15 protein-coding genes are annotated in these 12,205 nt (G+C 71.8%); 8 read left to right on the top strand and 7 right to left on the bottom strand.

Translation table 11 applies throughout. The features are described from left to right. Positions 1 to 22 precede the first annotated feature (22 nt). Complete coding sequence (locus OP04_RS38950; RefSeq protein ID WP_051799749.1) at positions 23 to 1,099, top strand: cytochrome P450; 1,077 nt, start codon at positions 23 to 25, stop codon at positions 1,097 to 1,099. A 614-nt stretch (positions 1,100 to 1,713) separates the two neighbouring features. Next, complete coding sequence (locus OP04_RS38955; RefSeq protein WP_033344993.1) at positions 1,714 to 2,127, top strand: PPOX class F420-dependent oxidoreductase; 414 nt, start codon at positions 1,714 to 1,716, stop codon at positions 2,125 to 2,127. Position 2,128: 1 nt separating this feature from the next. On the opposite strand, the gene OP04_RS38960 is transcribed toward OP04_RS38955, so the two are convergent. Next, complete coding sequence (locus tag OP04_RS38960) at positions 2,129 to 2,965, bottom strand: LysR family transcriptional regulator (protein WP_033344994.1); 837 nt, start codon at positions 2,963 to 2,965, stop codon at positions 2,129 to 2,131. A 96-nt stretch (positions 2,966 to 3,061) separates the two neighbouring features. Here OP04_RS38960 and OP04_RS38965 point away from each other — a divergent pair, with 96 nt between their 5' ends. Beyond that, a complete protein-coding gene (locus OP04_RS38965; RefSeq protein WP_033344995.1) occupies positions 3,062 to 3,790 on the top strand; it encodes an SDR family oxidoreductase in 729 nt (242 codons plus the stop codon). Continuing rightward, positions 3,787 to 4,290 (top strand): DUF2255 family protein, encoded by a 504-nt coding sequence (locus tag OP04_RS38970; RefSeq protein ID WP_198154137.1) that lies wholly within the window; start codon positions 3,787 to 3,789, stop codon positions 4,288 to 4,290. The genes OP04_RS38965 and OP04_RS38970 overlap by 4 nt, the downstream gene beginning before the upstream one ends. On the opposite strand, the gene OP04_RS38975 is transcribed toward OP04_RS38970, so the two are convergent. Together OP04_RS38975 and OP04_RS50565 are read right to left on the bottom strand one after the other, a co-directional pair. Beyond that, entirely contained in the window at positions 4,274 to 4,636 is a 363-nt protein-coding gene (locus tag OP04_RS38975; protein ID WP_157240958.1) for a hypothetical protein, read from the bottom strand. The genes OP04_RS38970 and OP04_RS38975 overlap by 17 nt on opposite strands. Before the next feature lie 368 nt (positions 4,637 to 5,004). After that, positions 5,005 to 5,724 (bottom strand): hypothetical protein, encoded by a 720-nt coding sequence (locus OP04_RS50565; RefSeq protein ID WP_051799750.1) that lies wholly within the window; start codon positions 5,722 to 5,724, stop codon positions 5,005 to 5,007. A gap of 160 nt (positions 5,725 to 5,884) precedes the next feature. On the opposite strand from OP04_RS50565, the gene OP04_RS52475 reads away from it, so the two are divergent. Next, the gene (locus OP04_RS52475) at positions 5,885 to 6,334 is read left to right on the top strand and encodes a nucleoside/nucleotide kinase family protein (protein WP_051799751.1); all 450 of its coding nucleotides are present in this window, start codon (positions 5,885 to 5,887) and stop codon (positions 6,332 to 6,334) included. A gap of 27 nt (positions 6,335 to 6,361) precedes the next feature. Continuing rightward, on the top strand, positions 6,362 to 6,556 hold the full coding sequence (locus OP04_RS52480) for a nucleoside/nucleotide kinase family protein (protein ID WP_051799752.1): 195 nt from the start codon (positions 6,362 to 6,364) through the stop codon (positions 6,554 to 6,556). 79 nt (positions 6,557 to 6,635) lie between these two features. On the opposite strand, the gene OP04_RS38990 is transcribed toward OP04_RS52480, so the two are convergent. Next, positions 6,636 to 7,055, bottom strand: a complete 420-nt coding sequence (locus OP04_RS38990; protein ID WP_033344997.1) for a winged helix-turn-helix transcriptional regulator — start codon at positions 7,053 to 7,055, stop codon at positions 6,636 to 6,638. Positions 7,056 to 7,169: 114 nt separating this feature from the next. Here OP04_RS38990 and OP04_RS38995 point away from each other — a divergent pair, with 114 nt between their 5' ends. Then, entirely contained in the window at positions 7,170 to 8,039 is an 870-nt protein-coding gene (locus OP04_RS38995; RefSeq protein WP_033344998.1) for an aldo/keto reductase family oxidoreductase, read from the top strand. 19 nt (positions 8,040 to 8,058) lie between these two features. Here OP04_RS38995 and OP04_RS39000 read toward each other — a convergent pair whose 3' ends face one another. From OP04_RS39000 to OP04_RS39010, 3 genes are all read right to left on the bottom strand, one after another. Next, positions 8,059 to 8,994: a BtrH N-terminal domain-containing protein gene (locus OP04_RS39000; protein ID WP_033344999.1), complete on the bottom strand. Its 936-nt coding sequence runs from the start codon at positions 8,992 to 8,994 to the stop codon at positions 8,059 to 8,061. After that, on the bottom strand, positions 8,984 to 9,349 hold the full coding sequence (locus tag OP04_RS39005) for a cyclic-phosphate processing receiver domain-containing protein (RefSeq protein WP_033345000.1): 366 nt from the start codon (positions 9,347 to 9,349) through the stop codon (positions 8,984 to 8,986). Before OP04_RS39005 ends, OP04_RS39000 begins: the two co-directional genes overlap by 11 nt. Before the next feature lie 68 nt (positions 9,350 to 9,417). Further along, positions 9,418 to 10,602, bottom strand: coding sequence for an MFS transporter (locus OP04_RS39010; RefSeq protein WP_051799753.1), 1,185 nt, complete (start codon positions 10,600 to 10,602; stop codon positions 9,418 to 9,420). A 163-nt stretch (positions 10,603 to 10,765) separates the two neighbouring features. Here OP04_RS39010 and purF point away from each other — a divergent pair, with 163 nt between their 5' ends. After that, positions 10,766 to 12,136: an amidophosphoribosyltransferase gene (gene purF / locus OP04_RS39015; protein WP_232323902.1), complete on the top strand. Its 1,371-nt coding sequence runs from the start codon at positions 10,766 to 10,768 to the stop codon at positions 12,134 to 12,136. Positions 12,137 to 12,205: the final 69 nt, after the last annotated feature.

The raw sequence follows: 12,205 nt of genomic DNA on the forward strand, positions 1-12,205 counted from the left end.
GCTACGGGAATCAGGGGCCGTCGTGCCGCTGGAGGGTGACCGGACCTGGGCCGTGACCAGGCTCGCCGAGGCCCGGCAGGTGCTGGGCGACCCCCGGTTCAGCCACGACCCGACCCGGCCCGGCTACCCGACGATCCACCCCGGCGCGCCCGTCGAACCAACGCCCGAGGGCGCGTTCCAGGCCATGGACGACCCGGAGCACCGCCGGTACCGCCGCCTGGTCCAGGGCCGGTTCACCGTCGCCGCGGTCAACCGCATGCGCCCCTCGATCCAGGCGATCGTCGACCGGGCCATCGACGACATGCTCGCCACCGGCGCACCCGCCGACCTCGTGACGGACTTCGGCCTGCCCGTACCCTCGATGGTGATCTGTGATCTTCTCGGCGTCCCCTATGAGGACCGCGAGTTCTTCCAGTCCCGCACCCAGCGGATGGCCGTCGTCACCGGCGACACCGCCGACGGCCAGGCAGCCCTCGGCGAGCTGCGGCAATACCTGCGCGGCCTCGTCGACGGCAGCCCGCACGACGGCCTGATCAGCCAGCTCGCGTCCACCGCCGACCTGACCCGCGAGGCCGTCACCAACATCGCGCTCAGCCTGCTCATCGCCGGCCACGAGACCACCGGCAACATGATCCCGCTCAGCCTGCTCGCGCTCTGGGACCACCCGGATCAGCTCGACCGCCTGCGCGCCGACCCCACGCTGATCCCCGCCGCCGTCGAGGAACTCCTGCGCTACCTGTCCATCGTGGACTGGGTCGCCTTCGACCGCGTCGCCGTCGAGGACGTCGAGATCGGCGGCCACCAGTTCCACCCCGGCGACGGCGTCTGGGTCCTCGGCGCCGCCGCCAACCACGACGACCGCGCCTTCCCCGACCCCGCCACGCTCGACCTCACCCGCCGCTCCCGCCAGCACATCGCCTTCGGCCACGGCATCCACCAGTGCGTCGGCCAGAACCTCGCCCGCGCCGAACTCGAGATCGCCCTCCACACCCTCCTCACCCGCCTCCCCGCCCTCCGCCTCGCCGTCCCCTTCGCCGACCTCCCCTTCAAGCACGACGCCGCCGTCTTCGGCCTCCACCACATGCCCGTCACCTGGTAGCCCCGGTGATAGCGGGCGGCGGTGCCGACCCCGCCGCCCGCCGGTCAGACCTCACCGCCACCGACCGGTCCGGACGACATCGCGACGCTGATGGAGCACGTCCGGCGGCCGGACTCCGACGCGCGGCCGGTCGGCAATCACCTGGCATTCCTTGCGGGTACGCGGCCGGAGCTGCTCCGGCCGTACCAGCGGGAGCTCCTCGACGCCGGCCTGCTCAACCGACGCCGGCCTCGTCTACACGAACGGCCACATCGACTCGACGCCCGGCGTCGTCGGCACCGCCGGCGGCCCGCCGATCGGCCTCTACCCGAACCCCGTGCTGCCGTTCCTGCGACCGGCTGATGTTCCACATCCTCACCGTGGAGGACCGCATCCGCGAGAACGGCGACGGCTTCCGCAGCCTCTTCCTCTGCGAAACCTGCCATACGGTCGCCAGCAACGCCACGCCCTGGAACTGACGGCGTCATGAGCACGTGGGGCACCGGACCGTTCGAGAACGACACGCCGAAGGGGCCGGAAAGGCGCCGGACCATCGCCGCAATGCGCGCGGCCCTCGACCCGCCACAGCGGGAATCGCCGTTCGCGCTCTGATCCGGTGCGGGAGGATGGTGGGCATGGCGTTCACCGAGGAGGAAGCGGCCTATCTGCGGTCGCAGCCGATCGCGCGGCTGGCGACGGTCGGGCGTGACGGGCAGCCGGATGTGGTGCCGGTGGCGTGTGAGTTCGACGGGCAGTATTTCTGGGTGGGCGGGTCCGGGCGGGCCGTGCTGGAGACGCGCAAGTTCCGCAACATCGAGGGCGGGAATGCGCAGGTCGCGTTCGTGGTCGACGACATGGTGTCGTTCGATCCGTTCATCACGCGCGCGATCCGCGTCTACGGCATCGCCGAAGGCCCGTTCGAACGTGTCGGCATGGTCGGCCCGGGATTCTTCCTGCGCATCACGCCGACCGTCTCCTGGAGCTGGAACATGGCGGGCGAACCGGCCGGCAGCGAATGGTACGCCCCGCGCCGGACCGTGCACGGGTAGGTCAGAGCGTGGTCGCGACGCGTACGAACGCGGCCAGCGCCCGCGACCGGCTGTGCGGCGGCCAGGCGATGACCGTGGTCACGGCCGGCGCGTCGACGACCGGGACCGCGGTCAGGCCCTCGCGCAGGTTGGCGCGGCAGGATTCGGGCAGGACCGTGGTGGTACGGCCGAGCGCGACCAGCTGAAGGATCTGCATCTGGCTGCTCACCTGCGCGCCGGGGCCGTCCGGATACACGCCGTCCGGGCCGGGCCAGCGCGCCGGTGGCAGGTCGGGCAGCCTCGTGACCTCGGCCATCCGCACGTGCGGGCGGGAGGCGAGCGGGTGGCCGGACGGCAGGATCGCGACCTGGCCCTCGCTGCGCAGGATCTCCGTGTCGAGGCCGGCCGTCGAGTCGTAGGGCAGGTGCAGCAGCGCCACGTCCGCCTGACCGTTGTGCAGCTGCAGGTGGGGGTGCGTCTCGCAGAGCAGCAGCGTCACGTCGGCCGCGCCGGGCTCGGCCGCGTACGCGTCCAGCAGTTTCGTCAGCACCTCGTCCCCGGTGGCGGTCTTCGTGGCCAGCACCAGCGCGGGTCGGCTGGTCGTGGCCTGGCGGGCACGGCGTTCGGCGGCGGCGAGCGCGCTCAGGATCGCGCGGCCCTCGTCCAGCAGGACCGCGCCCGCGCCGGTCAGCCGGACCCGGCGGCTGGTGCGTTCCAGCAGCGTGACGCCGAGGCGCTGCTCCAGTTGACCGATCGTGCGCGACAGCGGCGGCTGGGCGATGCCGAGCCGTTGCGCGGCCCGGCCGAAGTGCAGCTCCTCCGCGACCGCGACGAAGTACTGCAGCTCACGCGTCTCCACACGTCCGAGCCTAATCCGCCATCCATACCTCTGCGGTATCGATCCGCGGTCCGGACGGTGTTGGTTCCACGCCGGTCCGCGACCACGATCGACGACATGAGCGAAACGACGATCGCGCTGGTCACCGGCGCGAACAAGGGAATCGGATACGAGATCGCGGCCGGGCTCGGCGCGCTCGGCCACCGCGTCGGTGTCGGCGCCCGGGACGCGCGGCGCCGCGAGGACGCCGTGGCGAAGCTCCGCGCCGCCGGCGTGGACGCGTTCGGTGTGCCGCTCGACGTGACCGACGACGCCAGCGTGACCGATGCGGCCGACTTGATCAATGCACGCGAGGGCCGCCTCGACATCCTCGTCAACAACGCCGGCATCCTGTCCGACGTGTGGCCGGACGCGCCGTCGTCCACCACCCCGGACATGATGCGACGCGTCCTGGAGACCAACGTGATCGGCGTCGTGCGCGTCACCAACGCGCTGCTCCCGCTGCTGCGCCGCGCACCCCGCCCGCGCATCGTCAACCAGTCCAGCCACCTCGGCTCCCTCGGCCTGCAGACGGCACCGGGCGTCGACCTCGGCGGCGCGAGTGGCGCATATTCCCCGTCGAAGACGCTCCTCAACGCCGTCACGGTCCAATACGCCAAGGAACTCTCCACCACCACAATCAAGATCAACATCGCCTGCCCGGGGTACGTCGCCACCGACTTCAACGCCTTCGAGGGCACGAGCACCGCCGCCGAGGGCGCCGCGATCGCGATCCGCCTGGCCACGCTCCCCGACGACGGCCCGACCGGCCAGATGTTCGACGCCACCGGCCCGGTGCCCTGGTGAACGACGCCGACCCGGCACCCACCGGCAGCCCAGCGCTCAACGCCACGGCCACAGGCCAAGCAGCTCCCCACCCCACGATCAGCGGTCCGGTCCTCGACGGCCGGCACGCCGGCGGATCGGACGCTGCCTGGACCGCTGACGATCTGCGGCTGATCGACGCCGCGGACGAGCTGGAGATCGCCGCCCGGCGCACTGACGGAAGCCTGCGACGACGCCTGCCGATCTGGGTCGTGCGCGTCCGCGACCACGTGTACGTCCGCACCTGGTACCGGCGCGACACCGGCTGGTTCGCACACGTGCTCCGCACCGGCCGGGCCGCCGTCCGCGTGCCCGGCCTGGAGTCCGACGTGACCGTCCACGACGTCGGCTCGGCGGGGTCCCGTACCGAGGTCGACGCCGCCTACCAGGCCAAATACCGCCGCTACGGCAGCTCCGCGACCGGCCCGATGGTGACGGACGCGGCCGCCGCGACGACGCTGCGGCTCAGTCCCGATCGCTGAGACGCCGGAGTGCCTCGGCAACGGCCATGCGCCCCACCGCCTCGTTGTGACGCTCGTTCGAGTCGACCGGGTGCACCAGGATCCGCCGCAGCACGAACCGGACCGGCGGCGATCCGGCCTCGGCCAGCCCCGCCTCGACACCCCGGCGTACCGCGGCCACGCACCACTCGATCAGCTCGTCGTCCTCGCGGTCGGTCCACCGGTCGTCCGGCGCGTGCGCGTCCACGAACTCGAACCGCTCGGCCGGCTCCACATCCGCGACGATCTTCGCAATCCCGGCACAGTTGGTCTGATTCCCGGACCGCACCGCGATCCCCCGCACCGCCCGCCCAATGCCAGCACCCACCCGCGCACGGTACTCGTCCCGCCCCACCTGATCACACGGCCGCAGGAGGCCCGCCGAAGCCAAAGGATCATTGAGGTCGACAAAAAGGCGGTCGAACCCTCCTCGGCAACAGCCTTTTCGTCGACCTCATTGATCCTTTCCGAAGGGACCACCGAGCGGCGATGGCCTCGGCCAGCAGGTCGTCGAAGCTGTCCATCCGGGCGACCCTGGTGGGCTGTCCACCAACGTTCGACGGGTGCCGCGCCCCCTCCAAGATCAGGGCGTCCCTCAAGTCGTTAGAACGACTTGAGGGACGCCCTGATCACCGGCAGGGGCCGGTAACGTTCGTGGACAGCCCACTGGCGACGGGTGCGGGCCCGGCCCACGCGTTATCCGCCGGTGCTGGTGATGATGGCGTCGAGGCCGGCGTCCGGGTGGTAGGTCCACGAGGCCCGCAGGTCGCCCCAAGATGCCTGCTGGCGGCCGTCGAGCGCGCGGGTCGCGTCCATCTGCTCCTGCACGTACATGGGGGCGTCCAGCGCGTTGAGCAGGCAGGTCAGGGTGGAGACGGGTACGCCGGTGAAGTCCTCGCCGCCACGCGAGTCGATGAGCAGCGTCCGGTCGTCGTCGCCGAGCGTGGTGCCCGCGCCGGTCGGATCGCAGGTCTTCTTCGCCGCGGCCAGTGCGGTCGTGCCCGCGATGCCGATGCCGACGGCACCCGGCCGGGTGAGCGTGTAGGTGACGACGGCGGTGGTCCCGACGACCAGGAACACGACGGCCACGGCGGCGGCGATGAGCAGCGGGAGTTTCCCGCGACCGCGGGCCGGCACGGCAGCGAACGGCGGGCCGGACTGCGGCGGGAACGGCTGCGCGCCCGGGGCATCGGCGTAGGGCGACGGGAACGGGAGCGTGCCCGGCAGGTCGGCGCGCGGTGGAGGCGGCGCCGGGCTGTCCGGCGGCATGACCGGCGGGACGTGGAACGGGGCGACGGGCGGCGGGGCGAGCGAGGGGCCGGGCTGCTGCACCGGATAGGTGAAGAGCGCTTGCGTCGGCGGCTCGTCGTCCGGGTTCGGCCGGGAGGGAACGGGCGGCATGTACGGCGAGGTCATCGTGGGCTCCTGGAAGTCGCGGTGCCCATCCGGCCCGCTCCGAGAGCATCTTTAGCGACAAATCGTCCTTTTCCGGGTACGACTCGCGGACGACCATCCTGTCGGATCTCCGATCACCCACGCGGACACGCCGAAACCCGGCAGGCGGAGAATCGCCCCGGTGAGCGACACGCGGCAACAGGTGATCGACGAGGTGGCCGATCGGATTCTCGCGTTGCGGCGGGACCACCCCACGCGCGTCGGGATCGACGGGCACTCCGCGGCCGGCAAGACGACCCTGGCCGACGAGCTGGCCGCCACGCTGCGGGACAGGACCGGGAGGACCGTGCTCCGGGTCTCGATCGACCACTTCAAGCGGCACGTCGACCTTCGGACCCGCTATCCGGCCGGCTCGCCGGAGAGCTACTACGCGGAGATGTTCGACGTGGAGGCGGTCCGCGACGAACTGCTGGCGCCACTGGGACCGGGAGGCACCCGTCGCTATCGGACGCAGATCATGGATGTCAGTGGTCGGACGAGGATCGACGACGGCGTCCGCATCGCACCGGACGACGCGATCCTGGTGGCGGACGGCGGTTTCCTGCAGAAGCCGGCGCTGGCACCGCACTAGGATCTGTGCGTCTACCTGCACATCGACGTGGCGGACGTGCTGCGCCGCGGCACCGCGCGCGATCGGGCCTGGATGGCGTCGGCGGACGCGGCCGCGGAGCGGTACCGCACCTACTACATCCCCGGCGAGCAGCTCTATCTGGCCGAGGTGCGCCCGGCCGAGCGCGCCGACGTCGTCATCGACAATCGCGCGTTCGACGCCCCGAGAATCACGCGAGGATAGTCTCCGCGGGCCGCAGCCCGGCCACTGTCGTACGTCACGGACGCGGGAAAGAAGCGTGGCGGGTCACCACACCCACCCGTCACGCCTCCGAGGCGTCGTAGGTCGCGCGGTGGGCCAGCACGTCGTCCATGTGGTCCTGGGCCCACGCCTTGAGCGCGCGGACCGTCCCGTAGAGCGAGCCGCCGAGCGGGGTCAGCTCGTAGGTGACCGTCACCGGGACGGTCGGCGTGGCGGTGCGGGAGATCAGGCCGTCGCGTTCCAGCGCGCGCAGCGTCTGGGTGAGCATCTTCTGGCTGACGCCGGCCAGCAGCCGGGACAGCTCGGAGTAGCGCATGCCCTGCGGCGTGCCGTCGCAGTCGCCGCCGAGCGCGGCCAGGACCAGCACCACCCACTTGTCCGAGAGCCGGTCGAGCAGCTTGCGGCTGGGGCACACGTCCAGGAACGCGTCGTACTCCGCCTTCGCCTGTGCCTTCTTCTGCGCCGCCGTCATCGTCGCCATGCCGCACCTCCGCGTACCTTACGCACCTGCGAGTGCGTACTTCCCGTCAGGAAGTTACCCCACCATAGTGAAGCGGTCACCGTTCGAGAAACTGCGAAGCACGAGGTACACGTCATGAGCTCCCACTCCCTGCCCGGCGGCACCTGGACGTCGGCCGACGGCCTGACCGTCACCCGGTTCGGCTACGGCGCGATGCAACTGGCCGGCCCGTGGGCCATGGGGCCGCCGGCCGATCGGGCGGGTGCGCTGGCCGTGCTGCGCGAGGCGGTCGCGCTCGGCATCACGCACATCGACACGGCGGACGCGTACGGGCCGCGGGTCACGAACGAGCTGATCCGGGAGGCGCTGCACCCGTACCCGTCGTCGCTGCTCGTCTCGACGAAGGTCGGGGCGAACCGGGACGCGCAGGGCGGCTGGCCACCGGCCCGCGACCCGGAGAGCCTGCGCCGTGCCGTCCACGACAACCTCGACGCGCTCGGCCTGGAGACGCTGGACCTGGTCAATCTGCGTCTGGGCAACGCTCAGGGGCCGCTGCCGGAATCGGTGGAGACCTCCTTCGGCACGCTGGTCGCGTTGCAGCAGCAGGGCCTGATCCGGCACCTCGGCGTCAGCAACGCGACCGCGGAACAGGTCGCGGAAGCGCAGTCGATCGCGCCGATCGTGTGCGTGCAGAACCTGTACAACCTCGCCTACCGCCAGGACGACGCGCTGATCGACACGCTGGCCGCGCAAGGCGTCGCCTACGTGCCGTTCTTCCCGCTCGGCGGGTTCAGCCCGCTGCAGTCGGACGCGCTGGCCGCCGTCGCGGACCGGCGCGGCGCGACACCGATGTCCGTGGCGCTGGCCTGGCTGCTGCAGCGCTCGCCGAACATCCTGCTGATCCCGGGCACGTCGTCCGTGGCGCACCTGCGCGAGAACGTGGCCGGCGCCGGCCTGGAACTGTCCGCGGACGACCTGGCGGAGCTGGACAAGATCGGCGGCTGATCACAAGATCGGCGGCTGATCACCGGATCGCGGCCAGTGTCCGCATCGCGTCGTGCTCGCGGGCGGCCAGGTCGGTGAGCAGCGCCGAGGCGTTCGCGGAGTCGCCGGTCGCGAGGTGGCCGGCGACCTCGGTCCACAGTGGCGCGATCTCCGCGTACCTCCGGTGCCCCTCGCGCAGGTGCTCGTCGTCGACGAGCACGACGCACTCCGCCAGGAAGTCGCGGTAGAGGTTGCGGAACAGCGCGCCGCCGGTCCCGCCGCGTTCCATGAGCATCGCGGCCCGCGGATTCGCCGGCCGGTTCCGCACCCGGCGGGCGGCGGTGGCGATGCCGCGATGGCCGAGGTTCGCGATCGGCGGGTGCAGGAAGGTCCGGGCGTTGCCGCGAATCGCCGCCACCGCGGCAGCGCCCAGATCAACATCACCGACCCGCGAGACGGTGTACGACAGGTTCCGCGCGGTCATCGGGCCGCGCGCGTGGCGCGCCTGCGCCAGACCGGCCAGCGAGGTCGTCACGGCACCGCCCTGCTGCGCGGTGTCGACCAGGTAGGCGTCCTTGTCGTCGTAGCCGTAGATCGCCACGAAGTGCCCGCCGAAGTGCACCTTCTCGGTGAAGTACTCCAGGTGGTACGAGTCCAGCTGCAGCCCGGCCGGGCGCCCTGCGTCGAGTGCGTCGGCCACGTTCTGCCAGGCCTTGCGCGGCGACGACGTCTCCCGCACGTCCAGCGTCAGCCCGAGCCGCTCCGCCACCGTGCGCGTGATCGTCGCCGGCTTGCTGCGCCCGCCGAGGAACGGGAACTCCATGTTCTTCGCGTCCCAGTAGATGAACCCGAGCCCCTCCCCCAGCCCGAACATCATCGGCTCGGACAGCTCCACGCCCGCGTGCCGCAGCAGCGCCCCGAGCGTGGTGGTCTCGCAGTGCAGCCCTCCCGCGAAGGACACGTTCTCAACGATCATGCGGCGTCCCGGGGTCGACGTAGCCGACGTCCGGCGAGCCGGGCGTCGTGCGGACCTGGTAACCCCAGTGCTGCAGCACCTGGGACATCCGGCGGACGCCGGACGGGTTCGCGGAATGGATGACGATGACGCCGATGTCGAACGGGTCGGAGTCGAACGCGGCCCGTTCCAGCACCTCGACGACCGGCCAGACGGTGTCCTCGCCGCCGAGGTCGTGGTCGAGCCACAGCTCGTCGATGCGCTGGTGCCGGTAGCGGGCCAGCAGCGCCACACCCTCACCGCTGGTGCGTGCCACGTCCGCGACGCGCCCGTCGACGAACGAGCGCAGGTCGTCGACGAGCAGGATCCGCGGCATTCCATGATGATGCACGGCCGACGCGGTTCGCACGATGGCGATTCCGCGCGGCCGTGCCGTACCTTCGGCTATTTCTGGGGTGTGGTGGCCAGCAGGAACGCGGACATCAGCCGGAAGCCCGCCGCGACCACGAAGACCAGGCCCGGGAACGCGTACGCCAGCGACCAGCCGAAGATCACCCCGGCCGCCAGCGGCACCGCGGTCTCCGCCGCCGCGCCGATGCCGGTCAGCGCGCCCTGGACCGTCCCCTGCTCGTCGTCGTGCACCGTGCGGGAGACCCACGACAGCTCGGCCGCACCCCCGACCGCGCTGACGACCGCGAGGACCTGAAGGGCACAGAGCATCCACGGTACGGTGGCGAACGCGGTCCCGGCCAGCACGAACGCGCTCAGCAGCGTGCCGGCGACGGCCGCGCGCCGGTCGCCGAGCCGGTTCACGACCGGCGCCACCGCCCAGGTCTGGAAGACGGCGCCGAGCAGCGCGAACACGGCCATGACCGTGCCGATCCGGGCCGTCGACCAGGCGAACTGGTAGGTGAGGAAGAACGTCCACGTCGACTGGTGGATCATCCGGGAGACGTCCGCGCAGAGCCGGGACGCGGCGAGACGGCCGAGGACCGGGCGGCGCAGCACCACGACGATCGCGGTGACCGGGTTCGCGGTCCGCAGCGTGAGCAGCGTGACGCGGTCGCCGCGCCGGGACTCGGGCAGGATCAGCGCGCCGTAGGCCACGTTGAGGAAGCACAGCCCGGCCGCGGCGAAGAACGGCAGGCGCACGTCGACCGCGCCGAGCAGGCCACCGATCGCGGGACCGGCCACGAAGCCGATGCCGAACGCGGCGCCGACCAGCCCGTACGCGCGAGGCCGTCGCTCCGGGGGTGTGGTGTCCGCGATGTAGGCGTTGACCACGGTGTTCGTGCCCGCGCACGCACCGGCCAGCGCGTGGAACAGCAGCAGCGCCCACGGCGCCCCGGAGATCGCGTGCGCCAGCCAGTCGATGCCGAGGCAGCCGAGCGAGACGAGCAGCACCGGGCGGCGGCCGTAGCGGTCGGCGAGCCGCCCGAGCAGCGGCGCCACCACGAACTGCAGCAGCCCGTAGGTCGAGCCGAGCAGCCCGGACCAGAGGACCGCGGAGGCCGCGTCCGCGGTGACCGAGGTCAGCAGCGACGGCAGGATCGGCACGATCAGGCCGAGCCCGAGCATGTCGATGAAGACCGTGACGAGCAGGAACGAGAGGGCGGGTGCCCGGTGCATGACGGCTCCTGGTGAGCGAGGGGGCAAGGGGCCCCTCGCGCCGTCCACAGACACGGACGATCAGATTATCGGTGCCGTCAAATGGTTTTCCTGCGGCGATTTCCACCCGGACGAGGCACGGGCGCCGTGCCCGTGGCCGGGGCCGATCCGTATAGTCGGGACAGTGGCAGACGACAGCCCGAAGGAAGCCTGTGGCGTCTTCGGTGTACGTGACCTCCAGCAACCCGCCTCGCACCTGACCTACCTCGGTCTCTACGCCCTGCAGCACCGCGGGCAGGAGTCCGCGGGCATCGCGGTCAGCGACGGCACCAAGATCCTGGTGGACAAGGACATGGGCCTGGTCTCCACCATCTTCGACGAGCACCGGCTCCGTGCGCTCCCCGGCGGCCTGGCGATCGGGCACACCCGCTACGCGACCACCGGCGCCAGCGCGTGGGTCAACGCGCAACCGGTCTCCCGGCACGCCGGTGACCTGTTCTTCGCGCTCGGCCACAACGGCAACCTGGTCAACACGGTCGCGCTCGCGCGCGAGCTGCCGCCCGGCGCCGAGCTCGGCAGCGACAGCGACGTGGTCGCCGGGCTGCTGGCCGCCGAGCGCACGGACCTGGTCACCGCGCTCACCACCGTGCTGCCCCGGCTCGAAGGCGCGTACTCGTTCGTGGCCATGGACGAGACCCGGCTGATCGGCGCCCGCGACCCGCACGGCTTCCGGCCGCTGTTCCTCGGGCAGCTGGACACCGGCGGCTGGGTGCTCGCGTCCGAGACCCCGGCGCTGGACGTGGTCGGCGCGCGCGTGGTCCGCGAGATCGACCCCGGCGAGCTGGTCGTCATCGACGACGAGGGTGTGCGCACGCTGCAGTTCGCCGTGCCGCGGCCACGGGCGCTGTGCTCGTTCGAGTTCGTCTACATCGCGCGGCCGGACGGGCGGATCGCCGGCGTCGGCGTGCACGCGGCCCGGCGGCGGATGGGCATGGCGCTGGCCCGCCAGGCCCCGGTCGACGCCGACCTGGTCATGCCGATCCCGGACTCGTCGATCCCGGGCGCGCAGGGATACGCGGCCGCGTCCGGGATCGAGTACGGCGACGGGCTGATCAAGAACCGGTACATCGGTCGGACGTTCATCGCGCCGACGCAGGCGCTGCGCGAGAGCGCGGTCCGGATCAAGTTCAACCCGATCGCGGACATGGTCGCCGGGCGGCGGCTGATCGTGGTGGAGGACTCGATCGTGCGGGCCACCACGCTGCGCGGCACGATGGGCATGCTGCGCGACGCCGGCGCGGCCGAGATCCACCTGCGGGTGCTGTCGCCGCCGTACCGGTGGTCGTGCTTCTACGGCCTGGACACCGGCGACCGCAGCTCGCTGATCGCGGCCCGGATGAGCGTCGACGAGATCCGCGACCACCTCGGCGCCGATTCCCTGGAATACCTGGAGATCGGCGCCATGACGGAGGCGATCTCGCCGTCACCGGACGGGCTGTGCACGGCCTGCCTGACCGGAGACTATCCGGTGCCGATCCCCGGCCTGCACGCCTGACTCACCCGCGGGGCTCAGCCGGGCTCATCCTCCGGCCGGCCCATGCTCCCGGCCGGCCGGGGCGCTCAC

It is taken from the genome of Catenuloplanes japonicus, from assembly GCF_000717135.1.
Taxonomy (GTDB): domain Bacteria; phylum Actinomycetota; class Actinomycetes; order Mycobacteriales; family Micromonosporaceae; genus Catenuloplanes; species Catenuloplanes japonicus.